22 protein-coding genes, 1 tRNA gene and 1 pseudogene are annotated in these 26,083 nt (G+C 40.0%); 9 read left to right on the forward strand and 15 right to left on the reverse strand.

The features are described from left to right. Nucleotides 1-31: 31 nt before the first annotated feature. The 6 genes from PCNPT3_RS08200 to PCNPT3_RS08225 all read right to left on the reverse strand — a co-directional run bounded on the left by PCNPT3_RS08200 (nucleotide 32) and on the right by PCNPT3_RS08225 (nucleotide 9,841). Nucleotides 32-3,481 (reverse strand): BREX-1 system adenine-specific DNA-methyltransferase PglX, encoded by a 3,450-nt coding sequence (locus tag PCNPT3_RS08200; protein WP_232207352.1) that lies wholly within the window; start codon nucleotides 3,479-3,481, stop codon nucleotides 32-34. Between the two features lie 237 nt (nucleotides 3,482-3,718). Then, nucleotides 3,719-7,198: a BREX system P-loop protein BrxC gene (brxC, locus tag PCNPT3_RS08205; protein WP_015465415.1), complete on the reverse strand. Its 3,480-nt coding sequence runs from the start codon at nucleotides 7,196-7,198 to the stop codon at nucleotides 3,719-3,721. A gap of 9 nt (nucleotides 7,199-7,207) precedes the next feature. Then, nucleotides 7,208-7,753 (reverse strand): BREX protein BrxB domain-containing protein, encoded by a 546-nt coding sequence (locus PCNPT3_RS08210; RefSeq protein ID WP_015465416.1) that lies wholly within the window; start codon nucleotides 7,751-7,753, stop codon nucleotides 7,208-7,210. Nucleotide 7,754: 1 nt separating this feature from the next. After that, a complete protein-coding gene (locus tag PCNPT3_RS08215) occupies nucleotides 7,755-8,516 on the reverse strand; it encodes a hypothetical protein (RefSeq protein ID WP_015465417.1) in 762 nt (253 codons plus the stop codon). Then, a complete protein-coding gene (locus tag PCNPT3_RS08220) occupies nucleotides 8,513-9,388 on the reverse strand; it encodes a WYL domain-containing protein (protein ID WP_041771489.1) in 876 nt (291 codons plus the stop codon). Before PCNPT3_RS08220 ends, PCNPT3_RS08215 begins: the two co-directional genes overlap by 4 nt. Before the next feature lie 261 nt (nucleotides 9,389-9,649). Continuing rightward, nucleotides 9,650-9,841: an AlpA family transcriptional regulator gene (locus PCNPT3_RS08225; protein ID WP_015465419.1), complete on the reverse strand. Its 192-nt coding sequence runs from the start codon at nucleotides 9,839-9,841 to the stop codon at nucleotides 9,650-9,652. 143 nt (nucleotides 9,842-9,984) lie between these two features. Between PCNPT3_RS08225 and radC the strand changes: the two genes are divergently transcribed. Together radC and PCNPT3_RS14455 are read left to right on the forward strand one after the other, a co-directional pair. After that, the gene (gene radC, locus PCNPT3_RS08230) at nucleotides 9,985-10,458 is read left to right on the forward strand and encodes a RadC family protein (protein WP_015465420.1); all 474 of its coding nucleotides are present in this window, start codon (nucleotides 9,985-9,987) and stop codon (nucleotides 10,456-10,458) included. A 124-nt stretch (nucleotides 10,459-10,582) separates the two neighbouring features. Next, nucleotides 10,583-10,897, forward strand: a pseudogene (locus tag PCNPT3_RS14455) (DUF2787 family protein); the annotation flags it as partial. Between the two features lie 300 nt (nucleotides 10,898-11,197). Here PCNPT3_RS14455 and PCNPT3_RS08235 read toward each other — a convergent pair. After that, nucleotides 11,198-11,273, reverse strand: a tRNA-Val gene (locus PCNPT3_RS08235). Between the two features lie 529 nt (nucleotides 11,274-11,802). On the opposite strand from PCNPT3_RS08235, the gene PCNPT3_RS08240 reads away from it, so the two are divergent. Next, entirely contained in the window at nucleotides 11,803-12,435 is a 633-nt protein-coding gene (locus PCNPT3_RS08240; RefSeq protein WP_015465422.1) for a trimeric intracellular cation channel family protein, read from the forward strand. A gap of 45 nt (nucleotides 12,436-12,480) precedes the next feature. On the opposite strand, the gene PCNPT3_RS08245 is transcribed toward PCNPT3_RS08240, so the two are convergent. Then, a complete protein-coding gene (locus tag PCNPT3_RS08245; RefSeq protein WP_015465423.1) occupies nucleotides 12,481-12,915 on the reverse strand; it encodes a DUF3010 family protein in 435 nt (144 codons plus the stop codon). Between the two features lie 246 nt (nucleotides 12,916-13,161). On the opposite strand from PCNPT3_RS08245, the gene PCNPT3_RS08250 reads away from it, so the two are divergent. The 3 genes from PCNPT3_RS08250 (at nucleotide 13,162) to PCNPT3_RS08260 (ending at nucleotide 16,453) form a co-directional block, all read left to right on the forward strand. After that, a complete protein-coding gene (locus PCNPT3_RS08250; RefSeq protein ID WP_015465424.1) occupies nucleotides 13,162-13,596 on the forward strand; it encodes an OsmC family protein in 435 nt (144 codons plus the stop codon). A gap of 280 nt (nucleotides 13,597-13,876) precedes the next feature. Then, nucleotides 13,877-15,001 carry a ribonuclease D gene (gene rnd, locus PCNPT3_RS08255; RefSeq protein ID WP_015465425.1) on the forward strand — a complete coding sequence of 375 codons (1,125 nt, stop codon included), beginning with the start codon at nucleotides 13,877-13,879 and terminating at the stop codon, nucleotides 14,999-15,001. A gap of 75 nt (nucleotides 15,002-15,076) precedes the next feature. Further along, entirely contained in the window at nucleotides 15,077-16,453 is a 1,377-nt protein-coding gene (locus tag PCNPT3_RS08260; RefSeq protein ID WP_015465426.1) for an AmpG family muropeptide MFS transporter, read from the forward strand. Between the two features lie 42 nt (nucleotides 16,454-16,495). Here PCNPT3_RS08260 and PCNPT3_RS08265 read toward each other — a convergent pair whose 3' ends face one another. From PCNPT3_RS08265 to pomA, 4 genes are all read right to left on the reverse strand, one after another. Further along, nucleotides 16,496-17,347, reverse strand: coding sequence for a PA4780 family RIO1-like protein kinase (locus PCNPT3_RS08265; RefSeq protein ID WP_015465427.1), 852 nt, complete (start codon nucleotides 17,345-17,347; stop codon nucleotides 16,496-16,498). A gap of 10 nt (nucleotides 17,348-17,357) precedes the next feature. Next, nucleotides 17,358-18,089, reverse strand: coding sequence for a copper homeostasis protein CutC (locus PCNPT3_RS08270; protein ID WP_015465428.1), 732 nt, complete (start codon nucleotides 18,087-18,089; stop codon nucleotides 17,358-17,360). 96 nt (nucleotides 18,090-18,185) lie between these two features. After that, nucleotides 18,186-19,085 carry a flagellar motor protein MotB gene (locus PCNPT3_RS08275; RefSeq protein WP_015465429.1) on the reverse strand — a complete coding sequence of 300 codons (900 nt, stop codon included), beginning with the start codon at nucleotides 19,083-19,085 and terminating at the stop codon, nucleotides 18,186-18,188. Then, nucleotides 19,085-19,858 carry a flagellar motor protein PomA gene (gene pomA / locus PCNPT3_RS08280; protein WP_015465430.1) on the reverse strand — a complete coding sequence of 258 codons (774 nt, stop codon included), beginning with the start codon at nucleotides 19,856-19,858 and terminating at the stop codon, nucleotides 19,085-19,087. The genes PCNPT3_RS08275 and pomA overlap by 1 nt, the downstream gene beginning before the upstream one ends. A gap of 595 nt (nucleotides 19,859-20,453) precedes the next feature. On the opposite strand from pomA, the gene xseB reads away from it, so the two are divergent. After that, complete coding sequence (xseB, locus tag PCNPT3_RS08285) at nucleotides 20,454-20,690, forward strand: exodeoxyribonuclease VII small subunit (protein WP_015465431.1); 237 nt, start codon at nucleotides 20,454-20,456, stop codon at nucleotides 20,688-20,690. 3 nt (nucleotides 20,691-20,693) lie between these two features. Further along, the gene (gene ispA / locus PCNPT3_RS08290; RefSeq protein WP_015465432.1) at nucleotides 20,694-21,584 is read left to right on the forward strand and encodes a (2E,6E)-farnesyl diphosphate synthase; all 891 of its coding nucleotides are present in this window, start codon (nucleotides 20,694-20,696) and stop codon (nucleotides 21,582-21,584) included. Between the two features lie 10 nt (nucleotides 21,585-21,594). Here ispA and PCNPT3_RS08295 read toward each other — a convergent pair whose 3' ends face one another. Beyond that, a complete protein-coding gene (locus PCNPT3_RS08295) occupies nucleotides 21,595-21,945 on the reverse strand; it encodes a RidA family protein (RefSeq protein ID WP_015465433.1) in 351 nt (116 codons plus the stop codon). A 302-nt stretch (nucleotides 21,946-22,247) separates the two neighbouring features. Here PCNPT3_RS08295 and dxs point away from each other — a divergent pair, with 302 nt between their 5' ends. After that, on the forward strand, nucleotides 22,248-24,107 hold the full coding sequence (gene dxs / locus PCNPT3_RS08300; RefSeq protein ID WP_015465434.1) for a 1-deoxy-D-xylulose-5-phosphate synthase: 1,860 nt from the start codon (nucleotides 22,248-22,250) through the stop codon (nucleotides 24,105-24,107). 3 nt (nucleotides 24,108-24,110) lie between these two features. Here the strand turns inward: dxs and PCNPT3_RS08305 are convergent, their stop codons facing one another. Next, nucleotides 24,111-25,601 carry an ABC transporter substrate-binding protein gene (locus PCNPT3_RS08305; protein ID WP_015465435.1) on the reverse strand — a complete coding sequence of 497 codons (1,491 nt, stop codon included), beginning with the start codon at nucleotides 25,599-25,601 and terminating at the stop codon, nucleotides 24,111-24,113. Further along, nucleotides 25,601-26,083, reverse strand: coding sequence for a phosphatidylglycerophosphatase A family protein (locus PCNPT3_RS08310; RefSeq protein WP_015465436.1), 483 nt, complete (start codon nucleotides 26,081-26,083; stop codon nucleotides 25,601-25,603). Before PCNPT3_RS08310 ends, PCNPT3_RS08305 begins: the two co-directional genes overlap by 1 nt.

Raw genomic sequence — 26,083 nt, forward strand, 5'->3', positions numbered from 1 at the left:
GTTGTAACCAAATAGAAAGTGATTAATATACTTATTCATTTTCAGCTTCTTTAGCAACTTGCTTTTCAGCGATTGTTAGGTGATGGTAATTAATTCGTGCCCCTAATTTTTCACCGTATTCTGGGCCGAGATTAAACCATGGAGCCGATGCAACATCAGTCCCTCGATCTAATTTTTCCCACTTGATGTTTGGTTTGCTACGTAATACACCGGCACCTTTTTTGCCGACATCTTTCGCTAGCATAAATGGACGGATATTTAGACGCACGCCATCATTTAAATCAGGGTTCCAACCGATTGGTTGCTCAGCTAGCGGCTTCCAGCGAACAAAGATATCTAAGCCTTTCTCACCAATCAAAATAGCTTTAAGTTGCTTCCTCAAATCTTCAGCATGAGCAAGTAAAATATCTGCTCCGTCTATCCCATCAACAACCCTGGCTTTTTGATCTTTTATCCAATCATCTAAATAGGTGTAGATAAGTCGTTCAAGTAACTCATAATCTAGCTTGTGATAGTTAACTAAAACAGAAAAACCTTCTTTATGTCCATCCCAAATCTGCCAGATAAACGGGCGGTGTTTGAATAGCTTGGAGTGTTGGTCAAAGAACTTATCACGTAACCAGCTTTCTAGGTCTTTGGCTTTTACTGATTTAAGCAGGTTAGCTTCAACCGAGCTTGTCCACTGTTCACCATAGGCTTTATGTAAAATCATTTCTAAGCGTTTCGTTGCTGATTTCTCACCACGAACAGCAGGGATACAAACAATTCCATCATCATCAACTAAACCTACAAAGTCAGAATTCTTCTGCATCACCTCACGCATTTCAGGTGCTAGTTCCATCTCTGCATCTAACTCAGCTGGCCATTGGTAACCCAATAAACGTGCGACTGCGACTTGCAATACAGCGTATTCTTGGCGTAATTCGCCTACCACAGTAGTTTTGCTTTCTTCGTCCCATATTACAGAGGAACATGGGTGACCATGGAAAATCCATTGAGATGGGCCGTTCGTATATGGCTTCGGGAGCCCATGGGGATATTGTTCAGTAGCTACTTTTTTCCAAAGACTAAGATCGAATGGTATTTTACCTAGTGTTGCATTTGTGACATTAATTTTTTGATCAATTTGTCTTACAACGGAATTAAAACTCTTAGACTTACAAAAAGCCCATATTGCAGGTAGGTCGTCTTTACATTTAGGTATAATAACACCAGTGTTAATATCAAAACTATTTCCAGTGAACAAAGTAGCAGGCAATTTCCCCATTAAGCTAACACAAACCCCCTCAGAATACCTGTATCGCTCCCAAGCTTTCCATACACCACTTGTATAGTTTTCTAACCTTTCTTTTTCTGCCATCATTTTGAAAAGGTCACCTTTGCCATCTGCCCACTTTAAAAACAGCGTTCTTCCTGAGAAATCAACAGATTCATTAACAGTCGACTGACAGGTAATATAGGGAAATGCATAATTACACTGTTCCCAAAAACAAACAAAAAACCTTTTAGAATCAAAAGCCTGAGCACCAGTGCCTGTGTCTACTTTATCTCGTAACAAATTCAAAGAACCTGTTTTTTGTAAAGTGATTCTAAAGTCTGGGTTATCCAACTGTTTCTTTTGTTCTAACTTTAGAATGTCACCTGAAATTAATGCTTTCGATTTTAAGGTTGCTGATTTTTGTAAAGTAACATCGATTGCACTAACCGTGATGTCATCCGGATGTGTACTAGCAAAAGCATTTTTCTCTTTATTTTTACGGGTTATTGAGACCATACTTATATTAGTAATATTACCAGGTCCATTATTAAAGGCTTCAGCCCCCCCCCCTAAAAGCCCAATTAAATTCCACTTTTCATTAATAAGTAATTCTTCTCTAAATTTTTTATAAGAACTTAGAAACATCCAGTTTTGTGTCAAAACGAGATTTCCCGTTCCACCATCACTACAAAAATCCATACATCTCATGAGAAAAACGGTTGCAAGATCGCTTTTAGCCGACTCATATTCTTTACTACAAAACGCCTTTAGCCTCTCACAGTGATATTTCCTACCAAGATAAGGAACATTAGTAACAACCCACTGATATTTATCTGCTAATAAAACAGCGGCCTTAGCCAGGCCTTGTGCGACTGCTCTAGCTTCGCCGCTTGCATCAGATTTATTAGCCATCGCATGTTGCAATAGCTCCCAAGGTGCAAGTTTACTTGATTTCAAGGTCTTTCTTGGATCAATCAAACTTCCCAAGGTTGGCGCATCTTTAAATGTTTCTAGCATCCATTTTATTGCACCTTGTAACTCTTGATCATCTTTTGCTAATACTTTCCACTCTTTTTGCGCTTCAGTGATCGACATACCCGAGCACGCTAATTGCAGTTCAGGTAATACACGGTAACCACCCGTATTAGGGTAACGCCATGCTTCTAAGGCTAAGGCAAACGCAGCTAGCTCTACACAGCGTTGGTCTAGCTCTAAACCGTGGATATTATCACGTATTACTGCATCAACAGCCTCGGTCTCCGTTAGACCTTCAAGCTGCATGCGCATCGGCACTAACATTAAAAACTTAGCCACCAAAAAGTGACCCGATCCACAACATGGATCCAGTGTTTTTAACTCAGATAAGTGCTCAGGCCATTTATCAAAACCACCTGCAGCGGGTTTCCACTCGTTAGAACCTTCATCCTTGGTGAAACGTAAATACTCTAAAGGTACACCAGGAATTGATGCTAGTTCGCGCAGCTCTTGTTCATTGTTGGCACGGAGAAAATCATCTTGTGTGAGGCGTTTATTTGCCCACCAAGCACCTAATGCGTTATCTAATAAAAAGCTAACCATGTAAGGTTCGGTAAATAGCTGAGTTACGGGGCTTAGCTCTTGTGCACCAATTTTTACGCCCGATTTGTTGACCTGGTCTTTCTTTTTGGTTTGCCAGAACTGATAACACCAGCCCAAGCTGTCTTGCGCTTGGTAAGTTTCTGGATCAAGTCTTGAAATCAGACTTTCAAGTTCATTCACATGGTTAATGGATAGCTTTACTTCAAACACTGGTGAATCGACACGGAAGATTTGTGGTAGCATTTTTTGTGCTAAGCGCCCCGCCAGCTCCCAGCCATCTTTGCAATCAGATTCTTCTTCGGCGAGTTCTGCACACTCTTCTATTGTCACGGCGGTATATTGGTCATACATCAGCAGGTTGTTTTGTGCTAAATAACACGCAAATAACATACGATGCCAATGCTCATAAGCCATCTCGTTAGTCAGGCGCTCAATCTCCTGCTTGCCATCCTGTAAACTATCACCCAACTGACGCGCATGAGCACGCAGTTTATTACGTAACTGGCGTTCTGGTTCTCGCTCAGGTTCATTGAGATAATTTGGCATCTTGCTATCGGCAACACCTAAGCGTTGAAGGGCTTCTTCAACAGCAACTTCTACAATGTCTCTGGCTTTGATGACGGTATTTTCTAGTTTTTTACGCATTACTTTATCGAGTGGCGGTCTCATGTTTTTCTTCTTAAATTAGGAATCATTACACAATAACTTACGCTAAATTGTTTTCAAAAAGCCTGAAATGACTGGTTATTTTGAAAACAAAAGCGCAAGTAATTTTGAAGCCGATCCTTAGTTAAACTTTTAACCCGTTTAATTCCTATAAAATTAAACGGGCTTATCGGTAAGTTTTAGAGCTAAATGTTGGTGCTAACTTAGAAGCACTATCTAACTAGGGACAACTGGTCCATTGGCTAGCTGCTCACGTATCTCATTTTCAACATAGGCTAACCAATCTTGTAACTCTTTTTCTGTTTTAATGATGGGTTTATTGAGTCTGTAATACTGTGTTTTCGGTTGCAGTTCACTGATTGCATCCTTTAGTACCCTGCTAAAAATACTTGCTAGCGCAGCTGTTTTATCGTTCCATCTGTTGAAGTTAATCTCGTCCAACGAATCAAACATCGAAGCGATATCACTGACATTGATTTCAGGTACTTTATCTAAGTTTCTATTTTTTAAGAACACTTCTCTTTTAGCTTCATCGAGTTGTAACCAGTTTTCATCCTCACAAAGCTCTAGCATGCAGTTACGATGTTCTTCTTCAAAACGAGTACGATGTGCTGTGAGTGCATCACGCAGTGCATTGCTAGCTTGTTTAAGTAGAGGCTCAACAGGACTCGGATCTGCTAATAAACTACGGTTAGCTAAGATGGCTTCGTGCTCATGGTTTAAGGTTTTATAAATAGCGAGATCACGACAGTAGCTCAAAGCATTCTCTAATTGCTTCCAATATTTTAAACGTAATGATGATTTATCTGCCAAGTCGTTCCAATTTTCAAAGTCACTTAATAATTGATCTTTATGTTCAAATACTTTTTGTAGTTGATCATTACCCGAGTACATTTCTAGCTCAGACAGTAGTGACGTGCAGGGTGCCATTGGCAAAGGTGCACTGCCTCCCGCTTGATTAGCGACATTTTTGGCATTGATAATGGCTAGCGGTAATTTTGTAACCTCTTCACCTGAATCACACGTTTGTTCATGTAATGCTGAAACAACCCCCTTTACTTTAATTAACTGCACTTTTGACAGTGTGACATTTTCAGGTCGGAACTTAGTTTGCGTCAATGATGATCGATCTAAGCTTTTAGCATCTATTGCGCGCTCTTGAGAGTCTGATGCTTTTAGCACTCCAGAGGCTAACATTGCGTATAAAGCGCCATCAATTATGTCGTTACTCCAACCGTATGGTGCTTGTTTGAAATTATCACGAATATCTTTGCCTAGTTTCATTGCACCAATAAAGCGATGTATTTCAGCACATACAGGGTGTTTGTCAGTTTCACCGTTGTAACCTAATTTACTTAACGCATTGGGATCAGCGAGTTTACTCGCTGTTTCATATACTTTTGCCCAAGCTGGGTCATCTGCCATTTTGAACTTGTGGTATAAACGCTGACAAGCCAACTCTCCAGCACTTTGGATCTGTTGTGCTAAATCGTCTCCTTCTATTTCTTGTCCACCCGCTAAACGCACTTGTATCTCGCCAAAGATATCCTTTAAGTAAGATTTTTTGGCACGTTCAGCTTCACGTAAGCGTGTTTCCATCGCTTGCATTGCATCTTTACCCGCCTCTGTTGTCGCTCGCCCACGGACCTCTAAGGTAGTTTCGGCTGCTTTTAAACTAACAATCGCTTTTTGTAATTCACTGCGATGGATCACTGGCACATAGATATAAATGATTGCACTGTCTGGATCGGCACCTCGTGATAAGTCGTTAAATTGCTTTTCAGTTTTCTCTGGGGCCCAAGCACAAATGCGTTTATCGGCATCTGCAGGTAATTCGTCTTCAAAAAAAACATTAACCGTTCTTGACTCTGCAACATCGCCCTGTGTAAAACGAGCTTGTGCTTGTGCAACTTGGTTACGGATGTAGTTTTGGATCTCTTTTGCGCGATATGTTCCTAGCGTTTGTAGGTTACCCATCATGTCGTTTTCTTGGCGACGAAATTCGTCATACCAGGCTTGGCTCTCAACCGTTTGTAGGCTGTATTCACGACCTTGCTCAGTTTCACGAAACATGATCAAGTGTTCGTCTTCTAATACTTGTAGCATTTTTGGCACAAGTGGACGCAGTTTATGTTTGCCGTTATGGAGATCTTCAAGCAGTAAATCAGCTAGCGCATCTATTGTTGCATAAATACCGTATTCCATCTCTGCGGGTAACTTGCTGATCAATAAAATTAACGACAGTAAACGACCTTGTAACTGCTCGTCTTCATTGCCTGCTCGTTTACGGCTGATGGTTTCATAGATATCTTTTGAGATAACCCCTGTTTGCAGCAAGTTCGTTGAAATTTGATCGTATAAAAAATCAGCAGGCACAACATAACCTAGTTCTTTATTGGCTGTTATTTTTAATGCCTCATGCACCACACGCAGTTGGTTACGCAGTTGCGAGCCTGTGCCTGTTCTGTCTAACGCAGGCAGAATACGCTCCCAGAAACGACGACGAATGGGCAATAGCGGGTAATCTGGCACCATCCACTGTTCATCGTCTTTATTGTGCTCTATTGTGCTGCCACGAAGGTGACGTGAAATTTCACCCAGGTTATCGTTTACCACATCTTGCACATTTTGTTTTTTTGATTCTTTTTTCTGTAGGATGACTTTACGAATAACGGCATCTACATCTGTGTCTTCAAGCTGAACAGATACTTGGAATCGCCCCATTAAACGCTGTAAATTTGCCATGCCAGACAATGCACTCTGCCCTGTTGCGACAAACAGTAACTTAGATTTTAACTCACTGGCACCACTACACGTTTCAACGACTTCTTGTACATCAAAGGCTTTTTGAACGCTGTCACCTATGTATTGTTGCACTTCATCTAACACCACTAAGGTTAGTGGTAATTCACCATCGTTGGAAATAGCTTCTACAATCGCTGAAACCATTTCGTCGTTAGTGACATCATCAACAATATTGTATTGTGCACGTAACATTTCACGCACTTCTTTGATGTCGGAGCCTATACCTGGCGTCACTTCTAATATTGCCTTGTGCAAAATAGGCGATACATGTAAGTTTTTGAGTTCTTTGGTCCAGGTGTCAACGCCCTCTTTCACTTTTGCATTGGCTTCTACATAGGCTTTAACTTTTTCTAAAACACCTTCCGATTTTAACCACATCACAAACCGTGCATGGTGATACTGTTCTGGTAACCCTGCAGACTTAAAGATAATGCCTAACAGCGCTAAACGTACTTTGTCACCTGCACCAGCCCCTAAAGTACCCGATGCGGCATAAAGGCCACCGTTTTGTACGGCTTGTGCTGATAGCGCTTGAAAATGTTTTGCTATGTGCTCTGGAAGATCGGTAATAGACCTAGCATCTGAACCATCATTAAGTGTTTGGTTAGTCCATAGGGCACGTAACATTTTTGCCAGGTGGGATTTTCCTGAGCCAAAGAAACCACTTATCCAAACCCCTGGTTGCTCACTATTAGCTTTAAACGCTTCTAGATAATTATTTAATATGCTATCCATGCCTTTAGCGTAAGCACCATCACAGACGAATGTACGTAGTTCGTATTCTAAGGTGGCTAATGCCCCTTGAGACATGTCATCTTTTACCTGTGCAACACCATTATTGGCCAAACGACTAGTGACCGGATCATTTACAAATATTTCGCGATTTAGCATGGATTTTCCTTATGACGTTGCAGAGATAGCGGTAGCGTGATAACCCCATCCATCTTTTGCATCGAGTAATTGATAATTGTTATTTTGAACTTCACCTGGGAAGAAAACGACCAATCGGCCTTTTATTTTTTCGGCTAATAATTCCACTACACCAGAGACTGATGCAAAACCAAACAGTGTTCCGCAGCCTAACAATGCAACAACACTATCTTCAGATTGATTGTTTTCGACTTTGGCAATTAAGTTAGCAATTAGCTCATCTGCAAAGTCATCATATATTCCCTTCAGGTATTCAGGATCTTCAAAATAGGTTTCTTTGTAATCTTGTTCGCTCATCCAGTTTTCGAAGCTATGGGTTATATCTAACAACTGCCATGGATGATTATGTTTAGTCGTTGCTTGCTCAAATTCCTCTACTCTGGCGCGTAGCTTTAATTCATCTTCTTTGTGGTAAACTAAGAAGATAGTACGCTCGTCAGAAGACACTGCTGATGGCCAGGGAATACTGATATGGCTTTCAAAGCTGGTTAGCAATTTTGATAATCTGTCTGACATGTTAGACCTCAGGTAGGTTAATAGAGGGAAAAGTGACTTCAACCACTTCACTGGCTTGCTTAAAGTTTATTAGCCCCCGTAAGGAAGCTCTATGTGCAAGCTCAAACAAATGTTCTTTATCTTGCGATAACATTTGGCACCAAAAACTGTCAAACATACGTTGACCAGATAAACCATGACAGTGCGCTAAAAACAGTGCATAAGCCAAATTTACATAAGTTGCTTTAGGCTGTGAGCGATATTTTTTAGCTTTACCTTCAAGATAACCAGCTTGAGTCCATGTCCCGTTGATATTTTGCGCGAATGATTTTAATGAGGCCGCGCTAAAACGTTCTGGATCATCTTTAGCCAAATGCTCTTCTACTGTTTCACGCGATAAGCGGGCACCCTGTTGAAGCGGGAGAATAACGTTAACTGAACCTCTAAGAATGGGATCTCGGGCAACAGCAAGCTGTAATGCTAATATCGGCTGTGCATCTTCAGATAGTTCCCACCATTGACGGAATACATTAAACAATGGGATATCCAAAGATATACCGTATAAATCGACTAAATGCCTAAAAGTTAATGTTCGGGATTTTTCAGTTGGCTTATGCAAAATATTGAAGTTGATAACATCGTCTTTATAATCTTGTTTAGTGGCAGTATCAGCTCTAGCAAATAAAAGTACTTTAAGTTCTTCAATCATCATACTTCTTGCTGAATGTGCACCATTGCGACCAAATTTAAAACCATATGCAATGAGTTGCTCTTCTGTGATCATTTTTTTATTTCCTGATAGCCTGGTGCTAGATAAGCATTTTCAACACCATAGATTGCTTCGCGTGCTTTTAATGCAAGTTGGTACTGCTTACAATTTAGAAAATGCGTTTCTGAACAATCGACGTTCCACTGATTTAGCATATATCCTGCTAATGCGGCTCTTATGGGTAATCTAAGCTCTCCGTTTACCATTGCATAATCTAACTCAATTCCCTCGGGAAATCGTGCATTAGGGTGTGGGATCAATACTAAATCAACGATGCGATTCCATTGATTATCTGAATCTCTCTTTTGTGCAACCGTTATCTCTTTATCTATAATGTCTAGTTGTTTAAAACGGGTAATAACAAAATCTTTAAACGTTTCACTGCTACCGTCGTATGCCCTTACATGCCATCGTTTACCATTGTTTACAATGGAGTGAGGAATAATCACACGTTTTTTAGTGCCTGAATTCAAAGACACATACTCACAAGCCAATGCTTTATGTTTAGCAATGGCACGCATAACAGTTGAAATAGTTTGAGATGAAGGGTTTACTAGACTCAAACTATTAATACACGTTTGATGAAGCTGGTTTGGATAAGGCATCCCAAGATCACATGACAGCTTGTGAAGGATTGATTCAGCTTCGTGCTCAAACAGCGGTTTAAACGTATCAGCAATATGATATGTTTTAGTAGTATGACGAAGATCCATGTTCGCAGGTACTAACTCACGATAAATAGCAAAATCTCTTGTCGCAGCCGCCGGTCCTATTTTAAACTTATCAATAAGATCCACTCTTGATATTTCGCCTAAATAACTTAGGCACAAATCAATAAATATAAGTCTTTCTCTCTGGATATAAGACATTTCGTCAATAAGTTTCATATAAAGCCCAATAATCATGTATACCGTTAATATACATGATTAAATAACACCATGAAATCAAAATGATTAGTTGTTGTAATGGTTTATGATATAGGTCACTTAGTTATCAAAAGTAAAATAATACATCCTCATTTTTTGAGGATCCCAGCTGCATATTAATTCAGGATCACATAAGTGCTCCTGAATTATGTTTAATTTATGCTTTGTACAAATATCACTTTCTGCCTATTGGTATTATTTATGCCCGGGTTACATTATATTTTAAGCTTCTGCTTCTTCACTCAATGCGATACGTCCAAGCATCCATTCATCAACGTCACTATCCAACCATGCGACGGCGCGATCACCCAGCGAGATTGTTTTGGGGAATTTGTCATTAGCCATAAATTTATAAATCGTGGCGCGTGCTAAACCCGTTTTTGCTATTACATCTTTTAATCTAATGAATTTCATTGTGTGTTCCCCATATCAGTTATCTTCCCTCTGATGGGGAACCTCTGTAATAAATTACGGGACCAGCTACCTCGATTGTAAAAACATTCAGATATATATCCTTTAGGTGCATAACAAAACCACTCACAAATAAGGATATATATATGCACCCAACACCGATTAAGCATTACGTCACTCCCCCTATGACGGAGCATCAAATACTTGAAAAAGCATCAGAGATCATCGCGTCTAAGTTTATTGATGGGATAGCGTTCACTGACGTTAAAACAACCAAGGAATATTTAACCTTTAAACTGGCTCACCATAAACGAGAAGTATTTGCGGTGATGTTCTTAAATAGCCGGCATCAGCTAATTGAATATAAGGAGATATTCCACGGCACTATTGATAGTGCCCATATTTATCCGCGAGAAATGCTAAAAGCAGTCCTTAAACTCAATGCGAGTACGGTTATCTTGGCTCACAACCATCCCTCAGGCTCCAGCGTCCCCTCAGACGCTGATATCGCTATCACACAGCGTTTAACAAAGGCATTAGAGCTAATAGATGTACGCGTTTTAGATCACGTTATAGTCGGCGAAACAGCCACGTCATTCGCAGAGAAGGGATTACTATGAAACCTATAAAATTAAAACCTACCGATATTAAAATATCCGCTAAGTTATTGGCGAATATCAATAAAACTATTTTAGATAATAAGGTTGATCACAACGCAACTTATCTCACGCTGAATTTAGGGACACTACATATAGTATCGAAGAAGGTGGATACCATCCGGTTGAGATAGCGCTACAAAAAGATCTGCGCACCAATACATGGGACCTGTTATATATCACTGACTTCGCATATTACAGGCACCCCTACCCTGAATTAGTAAAAGATCTGGATTTTGATTTTAGTATCAAGATGTTCTTTGGGGTGCATTGTTCCGCTAGGCTTTTATCGAGCAGAGAGGTTAAGGAGGTATTTAAAATGTTGGCGTGTGATTTTATTGGTTATTTAGAATGCAATGGAAGTTACCAGACTTTATTTAGCGGGACTCTACGTTTAAAATAGGCTGAAGTTCAAGCGGTTAAAATCCCTTAACTCTTAGGGTGATTAGTCATCTGCTGAAAATAAGGTTCAGCAAACAAATGTCGCTCATATGGGATGTAGGATTAAACATTGCTTTGCGTATATCTGATCTGTTGGCTATTCAATTTATTGAGATAAAAAATGATGGTTTACGCTTTACATAAAACCAAGAGAGAATTTTTTTAAAAAAGACGCTAATAGACTGAACATAGATAAATGTATTGAATTTAAAGGCTTTATATGGGGTTTATAGACGTTCTGGGAAGGTATTAAACTAGATAATGGTGCTCGCTACTGGATTCGAACCAGTGACCCACGCCATGTCATGGCGGTACTCTACCAACTGAGCTAAGCGAGCATATAGTTGGTTGCTTTGGAAGCGAGGTAATTGTGCATTATTGTGTTTCAACTGTCAAACTCTCTTTTATGTTAATGATCTGTTTGATGTTTTTTTAAGCAACCTTGTCTATATCGTTAAATACTCCCCTCTTTTTTCACTTCGTTTTCTTTTTTTATCTTAAAATGCAGTGTTTGTTATGGAAATTTATAATCCTTACTTTATAATCTCATTTTTCGATAAAGATATTTATACGCCTGTTAGCTCAAGATGCTTTCTCTGGCACTTATTTGGATAACAGTTCTAGGTGTAACCTTTGTTAATGGCGCTTCCCTTTTCATGGAAAGCAACACCGAAGTGCTCTTTAAATTAGCACCTAAAAGGACAATCCACCTTAAATTTATCTTTGTTGTTGAGGTGTTTTATAAAATGTTTTTATAAAACCTCATTATAAAATAGCAATGTATAATAATTTTTTTAAATTTATGCAGAAAAGCGAAGCCCACACTAGCTTGCTGACTTTGCATCTTAAAGTATCAAGGGTATAACCATGTTATTAACTATTCTTTATATTATCGGGATCACCGCAGAAGCAATGACAGGCGCGATTTCAGCAGGAAAACGTAAGATGGATTGGTTTGGTGTGATGTTTGTCGCCAGTGCAACCGCAATCGGAGGGGGCACCGCACGTGACATTATTTTAGGTCATTACCCTGTCGCGTGGGTAAAGCACCCTGAATATATTATTATCACCTGTATTGCCGGCGTTTTTACGACATTGATTGCGCCTTGGGTTGAACGTAACCAGCGTTTATTTGTGATGTTAGATTCAGTCGGACTTGTCGTATTTAGTATTATTGGTTGTCAAATCGCAATAGACATGGGGCTTTACCCTATCATCTGCGTTATAGCTGCCATTATTACCGGTGTATTTGGGGGCTTACTGCGCGATCTTATTTGTAGCCAAAAACCCATGGTGTTGCATAAAGAGCTTTATGCTTTTGTGGCTTTATTTTCTGGCGTACTTTATCTCGGACTATTACATTACAATGTGCATGAAAACATAGCGACATTGATAACGTTAATCTTGGGTTTCAGTTTACGCACCACCGCCGTATACTTTTCATGGCATTTACCGGTGTTTCATTTTGAGTCGGCAATGCCAGAAAAAAATGAAAAATAAAAAGCATGCGCATCATCTTTTATTCAAATGATACGCATACTATTTTTATTTAAGTGATTGCTGCTCTAAGTAAGAAAACGCCGTCAGCATCGCTTGTTCTTGGAATCTTTTCATGCCTAGCTCAACCGCATTGGGATCAGCTTGCGCCCCTGCCAGGCCTTCTTTAACATAAGCTGAAGAAATAACATGAACATCTACCTCAGGTATCAATTGCAACGCCCCTTCAATTTTAAAGCTCACTGCACTACCCGCAAATTTGCCTTTTAATGCACGTTGTTTGATCACAATGGTATCCACTTTGTAATCTTTCATCAATTGCATAAAATCAAACTGAAACTTTTTTAGGGGGATAGTATTGATAGCATCCACTAAGGTAAATTTATTAGTACGCACTACGGGTACATCATACAAACCATTTTTTAACTGCATAATTGCGATAACGGCTTCGTTACCAATTAGCTCTACGCCACATACTCTCATCTTTTTTCCCCTTAATTTAAACACGCGCATTATCATCGATATCGAACTGACAAGCAAATACAATCCCATTTTATCGACACTATTCTAACGCGTCTAAAAGATAAAGTGCATTTTAGGTCAACTTCCTTTAATGTACTCATAAATGGGCAGTTTAATGCAGTGTTCTCTCTATCATTTAATGATAACCAGATAAACAGATGAGAATGCTCAATTAATTATATTTAATAAAAAAATTAGGACGTTTGTATGCAACCATTACCACATTATTACCATGTTCAATCCCATGCGTCGCCAAGCAACTACTTAAGAGTTAAAAGTCACAGTCTACCTGACTTAAATGTAGCATCTCCACTGGAATTTGACGGCCCTGGAGGCCAATGGTCTCCCGCGACGTTATTAATGTCATCTTTAAGTAGCAGCTATCTTATCTCTTTTAAAACACTCGCTAGACATGCCCAGTTAGATTGGGTTGAGATTGATTGTGTTTCAAACGGCCTGCTGGATCGTGTTGAAAAAATAACACAATTCGTAACAATAAAGCATAACATTACACTCAAGCTTAATAGTAAGAGCTCTGCTGAAGAGGCTTTAATGCTATTACATAAAGCGGAAGAAATATGCCTTATTAGCAACTCAATGAAATGTGAAATTATATTAGATTGTAATATTAGCATCGTCTAAAAAAAGCAAGAAAACGCGGCCAATTTAATATGTTTTACCTGTAACCCCCAAAAGGGTACTACAATACGCATTGTTAATAGTTAACGCGTTTATATCCCTCAAGGTGCTAAACATCGTTGTTAAAGCACCTCTTTCACCCTCGATTAAAATCTTGACGCCCCTTTATTTATTATATCCCCCCTTTTTTTATTAAGTCGTTTACAAAAAGACAATAAAATAACTGCTTTATTCTGTTTTACGGTAAGATAGGGCCTCTTCATTACCTTAGCTTGGAACTACAATGCAATTTGATATGATCAGCACACAGGCACAACTTCATGGTTTTATAGAAACACTCGATAACAGCCCCCTTTCTCTTGATACTGAATTTGTACGTACGCGTACCTATGTGGCTAATTTAGGGCTATTACAAATTTCTCAAAATGAAAAAATCACCTTAATTGATCCCATTGCAATCACCGATCTTTCTGCCTTTTGGCAAGCGATGGATAATAAAGAATGTATTTTACATGCCAGTAGTGAAGACTTAGAGATCATTCGCGATCACAAAGGAGATCTCAACATCCGCCTTTTTGATACACAAGTTGCCTGTGCATTTCTAAATTTAGGTGCCTCTCTTGGTTATGCAAAAATGGTCGAAACATTACAAGGCGTTATAGTTGATAAAGGCGAGTCGCGCACCGATTGGTGTAAACGACCTTTAACCGAGAAACAAGTTGATTATGCCGCCATCGATGTATTGCATTTAAAACCTTGTCTTGAAAAATTAAAAGCGCAGCTTGCTGAAAAAAACATGCTCACTTTTTTTGAGCAAGAATGTCAAAATATTTTACACCAAAAAATGCACAAGCAAGATCCTGAGAACGTCTATCTGTCGCTCAATAACCTCTTTAAACTAGACAGACAAGGCCTTGCCATTATCAAAGCTCTGGCAACATGGCGTTTATTAACGGCAATCGAGCGTAACCTCGCCCTTAATTTCGTGGTAAAAGCCGATCATCTCTGGTTACTCGCCCATTATCGTCCAACAACCTTAGATGATTTACACCGCTTACATTTACTGCCTAATGAAATACGCATCCATGGCCAAAAAATACTGACTATCATCAAACAAATAAGTGCACAAGATGAGGACAGTTACCCAGCGCTGATCACCCGCCTTATGGATTTTTCTGCTTATAAAAAGACCTTAAAATCCATACGCGAGCAAATTCAAACATGTGCGGATAAATACCAGTTACCGGTTGAATTAATCGCCTCTAAACGTGTGATCAATGAATATTTAAGTTGGTGTTGGAAATTAGATGATGCGCAACGTAAAACAGCAAAAACACCAAAATTATTAACGGGTTGGCGCCTTGAATTAGTCGGCCATCAGCTAGATCATCGCCAGCCTAAAGCGTGATTTTTTTATAAATAAGGCCAGCCCATTAAGCCATAACATTAAAGATAAAAACTGCTCAGGCAACAGGATATAACTATGCAAAACACATTATTAAAAGGCAAACACTCATGGAAAGAGAGCGTTTTAAGCTATTTTGATAAGCGCCTTTTATGGATTTTCTTATTAGGTTGCGCCAGTGGTTTCCCTTGGGTTCTCATTGGCTCAAACATGTCTGGTTGGTTAAAAGATGCGGGATTAACCCGTGCTGCCATTGGTTATTTTGGATCTGTTTTTACTGTTTATGCCATTAACTTCTTATGGGCGCCTCTGATTGATCGCGTAAAATTACCGGTCTTACACGCACTACTCGGGCAGCGTCGTAGTTGGATCTTTTTGTGCCAAGTGGTCATTTTGATAAGCACGCTGTTTATTGCCGGCATTAACCCCGCTATCAATTTAATGCAGACCTCGTTCTTAGCCTTGATCATTGCGCTTGCCTCAGCAACACAAGATATTGCCATTGATGCTTATCGCATTGATACCTTTCCGCGCTCACTAAGCAGTAAACTCCCACAAGCGTCTGCTATGACAGTAATGGGTTGGTGGACAGGTTATTCTTTACCTGGCTATTTTGCCTTTAGCAATGCAGACAGTATTGGCTGGAATAACGTTTATTATGGTATGGCAGGTGTTGTGGTACTGCTGATGATTTTTACGCTCTATGTTAAAGAGCCAAAAACCGAGCGTGAGAATTTACAAAATAAGGCGACCCATCGCTATGCGAAAATGTTTTCATCACCTACATTAACTTGGTTTAGTGTAACGGTCATTGAGCCTTTTTGGGATTTCTTTAAACGTAATGGCTTAAAGGTGGCGGTCAGTATTTTATTATTTGTCTTTTTGTTTAAAATTGGAGAAGCCTTTCTGGGGCGTATGTCGATTGTTTTTTACAAAGAGATTGGCTTTAGTAATGCACAAATTGGTTATTATTCTAAATTAATCGGCTGGGGGGCAACGCTCTTTTTCACCTTATTGGGCAGCCTTGTGAATGTTCGCTTTGGGATAGTACGAGGACTCATGATTGGGGGAAGTGCGATGGCGCTGAGTAACCTAATGTTTGCATGGATAGCCAATGTAGGCCCTAATGAGCACCTCTATTTAGCCACTATTTTAGTGGATAATTTTACCACGGCATTTTCGACGGTCGCTTTTGTCTCCTTCTTAACCATGCTCACGGGCTCTGCCTTCTCTGCCACACAATATGCCTTACTGGCATCACTTGGTAACTTAGGGCGAACCACCTTAGCCTCGTTTAGTGGCGAATTAGTTGACCTGTTAAATAATTGGTCAAACTTCTTTATTCTCACCGCGTTGATGGTCTTACCGAGCTTAATACTGCTCTATACTTTGCGCCATTTGTTTGATCGCCTCAGCGATCCGGCGCGCCAACAAGAAGATAACGAACGCACATAATAAAAAAAGCCTCGCTAAAGATCATCTTTAGCGAGGCTTTTTTTAAACTTCGAAATCGGCAATACGTTGCTGATTTTCTTCAAACTCTTCTCTTGCAGCACTGATCTCATCTAAAATACTGCCTACATTAGTGATGCTATCATCTTCGACCACTTGCCCCGTTAAGACACTGTTTTTACTTAATTCGCCCGCTTCATATAATCCCCAAATTTCTTTGGCGTATTGCGTCTGCGAAAGCTCTGGTGCAAATTGCGCGTAATAGCTACGCATATTATTTATATCTCTAAATAGCATACTTTTTGCATTGTTATTACCGGCTGCATTCACAGCTTGTGGCAAATCAATGATCACAGGTCCCCATTCATCAACGAGTACATTAAACTCAGAAAGGTCACCATGAATGATGCCGACACTTAACATTAATACGACATTACGCATCATCTGCCAGTGATCTTCAATTGCTTGCTCTGCTGACATCGAAATATCATTTAAACGAGGCGCGGCAAAACCCTCTTCATCCGTTACCAAATCCATCAACAAAACGCCTTCAAAACAACCATAAGGTTGTGGCACACGTACACCGGCATCTGCCAGTTTATACAGTGCATCTACTTCTGCATTTTGCCATACTTTTTCTTGCTGCTCGCGGCCAAATTTAGAGCCTTTTTGCATCGCACGCGAACGCCGACCACTGCGAACTTTACGCCCTTCGGTATATAAAACAGCTTGTTTAAAACTACGTTTACTTGCCTCTTTATACACTTTTGCACAGCGTATATGTGGCCCACATTGCACCATATATACCGTTGCTTCTTTACCACTCATTAATTGACCTAATACAGCGTCAATCAAGCCATCATCAACTAATGGTTGGATCCTCTTGGGTATTTTCATGTTTCTTTCATCATTCCATTTTTACTATCGCTTCTTTCAGCGCCTTTATTTTAAGGGGGCTAGCCACACTAATTTGGGTGAATTCATTTAAACTCCCACAGCCAGCTATCTTTTTCATTGCACTGAATTGTTGTTCTTTGGCAGAGAAATGCACTTCTCTTATCCCGGTTTGTTTAATAATTTGCTCAACATTATGAGCACCGACACCCGCACCCGCCATCACCGATAATCGACCTTGTGTTCGCGATACCATGTGCTTAATTGTCTCAATACCCGTTAATGCATTACTCGCACGGCCCGAGGTTAAAATACGTTCACAACCCGCGCTTAATATTTTATCTAACGCGTCGTCCATATCAGCGACACAATCAATCGCGCGATGAAAAGTAACACCTAAGCCTTTACTTTCCTGCATGAGACTGCGTAATACATCGAGATCCACGCCTGCATTTTCATTTAAAACGCCAAAAACAACGCCTTGAACACCCAATTTTCGTGCATGATATATCTCTTTATGCATCATTTCTATTTCAAAATCTGAATATAAGAAATCCCCATCACGCGGACGGATCATAGCATAAATAGGGAGTTGAGCATGCTTTAACGTGGCGCTTATCAATGCATGGCTCGGGGTTAGCCCTCCAAGCGCTAATGCACTACATAATTCGATACGGCCCGCACCTGCACTCTGTGCATTAAATAATGAGGTAATATTATCAATGCAAACTTCTATATTTATCATGTTATACCTGATTTTATCCATTTTAATGGCATAAGAGTAACGTAGCCCAATAAAATAGAAAAACCACCTTAAAGGTGGTCTTTCCTTTGGGAACCGTTACTTATCAATACCGATTTCACCACTTTCTGTCGCTTCACCTTGCATGATCATAATTTCTACTCGGCGATTTCGCTTACGCTCTGAGAGTATTTTACTATCCGTTAAAGGTTTGCTATTGGCATAGCCTGCCACCACTAAATGCTTATTTCTTATCTTTTTTATCTTCAACATTTCATGGGCAACTGACACAGCGCGTTGCGCCGAAAGATCCCAATTAGAACGATATAATTCAGAATGCACTTGTTCATTATCGGTATGACCCGAAATAGTGATCACCCCCGGAATATCCGCTAATATTTTAGCCACTTTACGAATAACAGGACGAAAACGTGGCTGTAAAAAAGCAGATCCAGAAGGAAAAGCCCCCTTTTCTCGAATACGAATGATCAATTGTTGGCCTAATGACTCAATTTCAATCGCGCCTTCTTGTATTTCATCTTGTAACTCTTGGGCGACAGCTTTCGCTAATTGATGTTGCGCCTCAGAAGCTTCACTGCTTTGTTCATTACCTTGATTGCCCTCTTCAGGAATATCTTCTTTACTGTCCTCTTCACCATCCGCTCTTGATGAGTCACCCTCACTGAAATCCAATTTAGCCTCGGTCATCTCAATGGTTTTTTGCATGATCACTTCAATGGGCGTTGGATCTGGCCTGCCTGGCGTGAACTCTTGTGCGATAACAGAGGTGCCTTTAGGGATATCTTTCACCTCAAGCATCGATTGCACCCCAAACGCAAATTTCATAGAGCCGGCAATTTGTTTAAATTTAAGTACGTCCATTTCAGAAAATGACAGTAATAAAACAAAGAAACACATCAACAATGACATTAAATCAGCAAATGTGCCCATCCACGCAGGAAGTCCCTCGGGGGGACATTTGCATTCATCTTCATCCATTACGCAGCTCCATCCTCAGTACTACCACCGCCACGTTTAGACTCTGGTAAATAGTTACGTAATAGGCCTTCTATCACGCGGGGATTTTGTCCATCTTGTATGCCTAGCACGGCATCTAATATTAAACTTTTATTTAACTTTTCTTCTGCAGCGCGTAGTTTTAATTTATCAGAAATAGGCAAACACACCATGTTTGCAACCATCGCACCATACAGAGTCGTTAACAAGGCGACCGCCATCGCGGGACCAATCGATTTAGGATCGTCCATGTTTGATAACATTGCCACCAAACCAATCAAGGTACCGATCATACCCATCGCAGGCGCAACATCACCAAATTGTTTAAAAATATCAGCGCCTACTTCATGGCGATCTGCCGTTAAACGAATGTCATTTGCCAGTGTGGCGCGTACCACATCTGCATCATGTCCATCCACCAACATATCCACCCCTTTTTGCATAAAAGCGTTACTTATTTCTGCTTCTTCTAAAGCAAGAAATCCACCTTTACGTGCAGCATCAGCCATTTCAACTGCTTTAGCAATCAATTCTTCTGGTGTATCTGATTTGTGCAAAAAGGCTTTCATGGCAATTTTTACGGCACCTAAAAATTGCCCCAAATTATATTTCATCATGACAACAAACAGTGATCCACCAAATACAATCAATATTGACGTTGTATCGATGAACATGTCCATGGTGCCACCAATCAACATCGCCATGATAATAAAACCAAACGCACCAAGTATTCCGAGCAGCGTAGCTAAATCCACAAAATATTCCTTTTTAAAAAATAGAGCTCATTATGTTAAATCACGTTTAATAATGAACGTTTATTTACTTTAATCAACAAAATTGATCGTAACTACCCAATAGATCAACAAAATACATGCTTCTGACGATATTAATAAGCGTCTCACCATGTTATCTCAGATGTTTTATCTGTCATTCATCGGATAACTATTCAATGCATATCCTTTATTAATGAGATCCCCCTTTTCATGACTGCAATTCAGAAGCGCCATTCTCACCCTAAAGATCGACGCGACTTGGCTCATCTGTGCTGTCGGCATGTTCCTATCAAACATCAATGTAGAATAATTTTTTATCTTTTATACCGAGAAGCCAAGCCTTATTGGGCTTGCTGATTTTGAATCTTGAAGTATCATGGGGAGACACCCACTAATAAAAAATATGATTATAGCTTTTTATGGCATAATTGCTGTTTCCTGAGTCAGCATTTTAAAAAGGTTGTCTATTTGATCTCAATTTTGAGAAATGCTTCATTATTTAGAGAATATTTAGCGTGGTTATTTGACTTATCTCTATCTCTAGGTAACCTTAAAAAAAATAACAGTCGAGAATGAAATGGCACTAAAAAAACCTGAAAACATGCCTTATGAAGAAGCCAATAATGAATTAGAAAATATTGTCTCTTTATTAGAAAAAGGCGATCTAAACTTAGACGATGCCTTAAAACAATTTGAGCGTGGTATCTCACTCGCGCGCAGTAATAGTAAAAAATTAAATCAAGCACAACAACAAGTCAGCATTTTAATGCAACAAGATGTTGATAGCCCTTTGCAAGACTTCACACAAGAATAAAATATGACGCTTTTGCTTAAAACACTTAGCCAATACCAATCACGTACGGATCAACAATTAACAAAGTATATTGATCTACAATCACCTTTGTGTCTGTCTCTCAATAAGGCGATGTATCATGGCGCTTTATTAGGTGGCAAGCGTATCCGCCCGTTTTTGGTGTATGTCGTCGGAGACATGCTCGGTAGCCAGTTAAGTACACTGGATCCCATTGCGTGTGCGCTGGAGTGTATGCATGCTTACTCTTTGATCCATGATGACTTACCTGCCATGGATGATGATGCTTTGCGTCGAGGCCAAGCTACCTGTCATATTGTTTTTGGTGAAGCGCAAGCAATTTTAGCCGGTGATGCTCTGCAAAGCTTAGCCTTTGATATTTTATCACAAGAAAATAAAGAGTTAAGTTGCTCAGCTCAGCTTAAAATGCTAAATGTTTTGGCTAAAGCCTCAGGTGATAAGGGTATGTGTGCAGGCCAAGCGTTAGATCTGGCTGCAGAAAACAAACGTGTTGATTTAACGATGTTAGAAAGTATTCACCGCGCAAAAACGGGGGCATTGATCCAAGCTGCCGTTGAACTTGCAACGCTCACTAAAGTCGGCCTAGATAGCCAACATAAACAATATTTACTCACCTATGCTCGCGCTATTGGCCTCGCTTTTCAAGTGCAAGACGATATTTTAGATATCACCTCAGACAGTCAAACGCTCGGTAAGCCACAAGGCTCTGATATCAATGCCAATAAATCGACTTATCCCGCATTATTAGGCCTTGAGCAGGCGCAACACAAAATGCAGCTCCTTTATGAAGAAGCTATCGATGCGCTCAACAAATTACCCTATGACACCCACATACTGGCGCAATTTGCACTGTATATTATTAGCCGTAAAAACTGATTTTAACGCTTTATTTTTGGGCTGCTACAATCGATATTTCAACCAATAAAGTCTCACGCGCCATGCTTGCCATCACGCATGCGCGTGCGGGTGCAAAGCCTTGAGGTACCCAGTTATCCCAAACGTCATTCATTGCAGCAAAGTCTTGCATCGTTTTAATATAAATGGTGGCCGATAATATATGCTCGCGCGAGCTACCCGCTTGAGCAAGTAATACATCCACTTTATCGAGCATTGTTTGCGTTTGCTCTGTAATGCCTTGGGTCGCATCTGCGCACACTTGTCCACATAAATAAATTACGCCATTATGTTTTACAATACGGCTCATACGCGCTTTTGTTTCCATTCTTTCTATTGTCATTTTTTACTCTTTATATTTAGCTTTAATTGCGCACATGCTAACACGCCCCCTGCCCTACGTCTTAGTAAATATCAAATTTATATCTTGCTCTAACAACCCCTAAAGATGCACCTGATTCATTGTTTCTTTTAAAAGATAATCTTCAAATAAAAAAAAAGACATAATAATAGCAAGGAAGAATGGATTTATAGCGCAAATCAAAGCAAAGTTTCTATAATTTATCGGCGCTTAATGCTAATATTTGTAGATGTTATTTATCCTCTAACGAGTCCTTTACTCTTCTTTAACCGCGACTGATACTTATGCCTTTGGATTTAAAAAATTACCCGCTTCTTGCCAAGATTAATTACCCTGAAGATTTACGGCTATTAAAAAAACAACAACTCCCCGAATTATGTGATGAATTACGCCAGTTTTTACTTAATAGTGTCAGTCAAAGCAGTGGCCATTTTGCGTCTGGATTAGGTGTTGTCGAGCTTACCGTTGCGTTACACTACGTTTATAAAACCCCTTTTGACCACCTTATTTTTGATGTCGGTCATCAAGCCTACCCACATAAGATTTTAACGGGCAGGCGCGATAAGATGTCAAGCATCCGTAATTTTAAAGGCTTACATCCGTTCCCATGGCGCCAAGAAAGTGAATATGACGTGCTCAGCGTAGGTCATTCCTCAACGTCTATTGGCGCTGCCTTAGGCATGGCGATTGCCGCCGAAAAAGAGCAAAAAGGACGTAAAGTCGTCGCCGTTATTGGTGATGGCGCGATCACGGCGGGCATGGCATTTGAAGCGATGAATCATGCCGGTGCATTACATAACGATATGCTGGTGATCCTCAATGATAATGAGATGTCTATCTCTGAAAATGTAGGCGCACTGAACAACCACCTCGCCAAAATTTTATCCGGGGATTTATATACGCATTTTCGCGAAAGAAGTAAAAAAGTACTGGAAAATATTCCCCCTATTAAAGAATTTGCAAAACGCACAGAAGAGCATCTCAAAGGACTTGTTTCTCCGTCTACTATTTTTGAAGAATTCGGCTTTAATTATATTGGGCCCGTTGATGGTCATAACGTCCTTGATTTAGTCGATACCTTACGTAATATGCGCGCGCGCCCGGGCCCGCAGTTCCTGCATATTATGACAAAAAAAGGTAAAGGTTATAAACAAGCAGAGCTCGATCCTATTGGTTATCATGCGGTGCCTAAATTTACACCGGATCAGGGACTACCTGCGACGAGCAGTAGTGCTCCGACGTTTTCAACTATTTTTGGTGATTGGCTAAATGATATGGCCGATATTGATCCTAAGCTAACGGCTATCACCCCTGCCATGCGCGAAGGATCTGGCATGGTCAAGTTTTCTCAGCGCCATAGTGATAAATATTATGATGTGGCGATTGCAGAGCAACACGCAGTCACCCTCGCAGGTGGTATGTCTATTGCAGGCCTGCATCCTGTTGTGGCTATCTATTCAAGTTTCTTACAGCGCGCCTTTGATCAGGTGATCCATGACGTCGCTATTCAGCAGCAAGGTGTGCTTTTTGCCATTGATAGAGCCGGTATTGTTGGCGCAGATGGTCCAACTCACCAAGGTGCATACGATCTTACCTTCCTACGCTGTATTCCCAGCATGGTGATCATGACCCCGTCAGATGAACAAGAGTGTCGTAACATGCTGTATACGGGTCATATTTTAAAAGGTCAACCCGCAGCGGTGCGCTACCCTCGTGGCATTGGTACGGGGATAGTCGTTGAAAAAGAGATGCAAGCATTGAATATCGGTGAGGCTAAAGTGTGCAGAGAAGGCAAAAAACTGGCTATTTTATGTTTTGGTACTTTTTTACAACAAGCTATCAGCGTGGCACAAAAAATGAATGCGACATTAATTGATATGCGCTTTGTAAAACCGTTAGATGAAGCACTTCTACTGCGCTTAAGTAAAGACCATACAGATTTTGTCAGCATTGAAGAAAATTGCATTGCAGGTGGCGCAGGCTCAGCCGTTAATGAGTTTTTTATGGCTCAAAAAATAAAAGTTAATGTGCTTAATTTAGGCCTGCCAGATAACTTTGTAGAGCAAGGCACACAACAAGAGATATATCAGCTACTTGAGCTTGATAGTGCTGGGATCGAGCGTCAAATCAAAGCTTACTTTTAAGTCTTACTTCTTAACCCTTAAATATTGCCAATAAGGCACCTCATTGACAGAAAATATGTTTTTAAAAGCATATTTTCTATCGGCGCCCCACAACTCATCCACTGAAAAGAGAAGGATCACACGTTGCTGTTGTAATAGTTTTTTAAAAAAATCATCTCTATTCAATGTGCTTTGCGCTGCATATAAAGGGCCTAAGTACGGCGCAAGTAAACTGTCTGCAAATAAACTCTTATATATGTTTTTACGATCCATTAAACTGCTTTGCCAGGTTGATAACGTTAAATCGTAATGCTCCATCGTTTTAAGCCACTCATCCTTACTGTCTGTCTGCGTCACTAGTAACTGAAGCCCAACGCGTTGTAACATGTTTTTTAATGCTTTCAACACTTCTTCATGATCGACTCTATTACTTTTAAATGTCAATAACGTCAGTTGTTGCGAAGAAATTTCCATTTTTGTTAATAATTCCCGTGCTTTTTTTACATTATATTCATTATTTAGGCCAATACTTTCCCTTGTTAATAAGGGACTATACGTCGAATTTATGTGTCCTAATCCTTGTAATATATTATCAAGCATACCTTGCTGATTAATGGCGAGTGATATCGCTTTGCGAGCTGATGCCACTTTTAAAAGAGAGGAGTGCTTGCCACTTAAAGACAGATAAAAGGACCGTGAAGATCCTATCGAAACCAGTTGTTTATTTTTTTCAACTTCAATACTTTGTATCTGTTTTTTTAACACTGCGTGGCTAATATCAACATCACCAGACAAAAGTGCATACACGCGTGCTCGCTGTGATTTTATTTTTAAAAAGGTTATATCAAGCGTATTTTCCTGCGCGTCCCAGTAATTTTTATCTGCAGTGACTTGCAATGCCAAATTAATATTAAAAGCCCTGAGTTTATAAGGCCCAGTACCCGACACCATCGGCATTAATGCAGTGCTACGCGTAATCGGAGGGAAGGGCGAATTCTCGACGTTTAAATGTGTATAGTATTGTTCATCTAATACAAAAAAATCACTTAAATAATCTAATAATTCGTCTTGGCTGAGGGTGCTATCGATATCAAAAGTATGCGTATTTACTCTACTGATTTTTTTTATCGCTGAAAAAAAGAATTTAAACTTAGCCCTTTTTTTTATTTGTGCATAACTCCAGAGTACATCATTGCTGGTAAGGCGATTGCCGGAATGAAAATAAATATTATTTTTTAAATAAAACCGTATTACGCCCGGTTTTATCACGCGCCAATCTCTTAATAATCGCTTCTCTAATTTTCCATTTATTCCCCAACGTACTAAGGGATCAAAAAACAGATGGGCATAGGATAGCGATAAGGGTGAGTTAGCATAAGGAGAGAAATTTTCAGGTAACTGTGTCACCGCGATGATCACGTTATTTTGACTCGTACTACTTGCAACTTGAGGGGCGTAGCAGAGCATAAAAAGATAAACAATAGCAAATATTCTGCCCCAATTAGCGCGCACCATTACGATGCTACGTAGATAAGCAGTTGCAGACAAATCGCAGCAAATATACCCGCCACGATATCATCGATCATAATACCAAAACCACCCGCTACTTTTTTATCTAACCAGCTAATAGGGTAAGGTTTTACAATATCAAAAAAACGAAACAAAATAAAACCAACAATGGCCCACTGCACACTGAATGGCACCATAAACATGGTGATCCAATAACCGATAAATTCATCCCAAACGATACACTTATGATCGTGTACCCCCATATCTCGACTGGTCACATGACAAAACCAAATACCCAATAAGCTACCGACCACTAATACAATAAAATAGGCCTCTACACTTAAAAATGACAAAAAATAGAATAAAGGCACCGCAACGAGAGTCCCCATCGTGCCAGGGGCTTTCGGCGCAAGACCACTGCCGAAACCTACCGCCAAAAAATGTAGCGGATTTTTTAAATTAAGCCCTTTTAAATCACTGCGTTGCAT

Origin of the sequence: Psychromonas sp. CNPT3, from assembly GCF_000153405.2 — a bacterium.
GTDB lineage: Bacteria > Pseudomonadota > Gammaproteobacteria > Enterobacterales > Psychromonadaceae > Psychromonas.

Coding starts and splice junctions, on each gene's coding strand:
- PCNPT3_RS08200 (WP_232207352.1), bottom strand. CDS start 3,481: ATGCGTAAAAAACTAGAAAATACCGTCATCAAAGCCAGAGACATTGTA.
- brxC (WP_015465415.1), bottom strand. CDS start 7,198: ATGCTAAATCGCGAAATATTTGTAAATGATCCGGTCACTAGTCGTTTG.
- PCNPT3_RS08210 (WP_015465416.1), bottom strand. CDS start 7,753: ATGTCAGACAGATTATCAAAATTGCTAACCAGCTTTGAAAGCCATATC.
- PCNPT3_RS08215 (WP_015465417.1), bottom strand. CDS start 8,516: ATGATCACAGAAGAGCAACTCATTGCATATGGTTTTAAATTTGGTCGC.
- PCNPT3_RS08220 (WP_041771489.1), bottom strand. CDS start 9,388: ATGAAACTTATTGACGAAATGTCTTATATCCAGAGAGAAAGACTTATA.
- PCNPT3_RS08225 (WP_015465419.1), bottom strand. CDS start 9,841: ATGAAATTCATTAGATTAAAAGATGTAATAGCAAAAACGGGTTTAGCA.
- radC (WP_015465420.1), top strand. CDS start 9,985: ATGCACCCAACACCGATTAAGCATTACGTCACTCCCCCTATGACGGAG.
- PCNPT3_RS08240 (WP_015465422.1), top strand. CDS start 11,803: ATGTTATTAACTATTCTTTATATTATCGGGATCACCGCAGAAGCAATG.
- PCNPT3_RS08245 (WP_015465423.1), bottom strand. CDS start 12,915: ATGAGAGTATGTGGCGTAGAGCTAATTGGTAACGAAGCCGTTATCGCA.
- PCNPT3_RS08250 (WP_015465424.1), top strand. CDS start 13,162: ATGCAACCATTACCACATTATTACCATGTTCAATCCCATGCGTCGCCA.
- rnd (WP_015465425.1), top strand. CDS start 13,877: ATGCAATTTGATATGATCAGCACACAGGCACAACTTCATGGTTTTATA.
- PCNPT3_RS08260 (WP_015465426.1), top strand. CDS start 15,077: ATGCAAAACACATTATTAAAAGGCAAACACTCATGGAAAGAGAGCGTT.
- PCNPT3_RS08265 (WP_015465427.1), bottom strand. CDS start 17,347: ATGAAAATACCCAAGAGGATCCAACCATTAGTTGATGATGGCTTGATT.
- PCNPT3_RS08270 (WP_015465428.1), bottom strand. CDS start 18,089: ATGATAAATATAGAAGTTTGCATTGATAATATTACCTCATTATTTAAT.
- PCNPT3_RS08275 (WP_015465429.1), bottom strand. CDS start 19,085: ATGGATGAAGATGAATGCAAATGTCCCCCCGAGGGACTTCCTGCGTGG.
- xseB (WP_015465431.1), top strand. CDS start 20,454: ATGGCACTAAAAAAACCTGAAAACATGCCTTATGAAGAAGCCAATAAT.
- ispA (WP_015465432.1), top strand. CDS start 20,694: ATGACGCTTTTGCTTAAAACACTTAGCCAATACCAATCACGTACGGAT.
- PCNPT3_RS08295 (WP_015465433.1), bottom strand. CDS start 21,945: ATGACAATAGAAAGAATGGAAACAAAAGCGCGTATGAGCCGTATTGTA.
- dxs (WP_015465434.1), top strand. CDS start 22,248: ATGCCTTTGGATTTAAAAAATTACCCGCTTCTTGCCAAGATTAATTAC.
- PCNPT3_RS08305 (WP_015465435.1), bottom strand. CDS start 25,601: ATGGTGCGCGCTAATTGGGGCAGAATATTTGCTATTGTTTATCTTTTT.
- PCNPT3_RS08310 (WP_015465436.1), bottom strand. CDS start 26,083: ATGCAACGCAGTGATTTAAAAGGGCTTAATTTAAAAAATCCGCTACAT.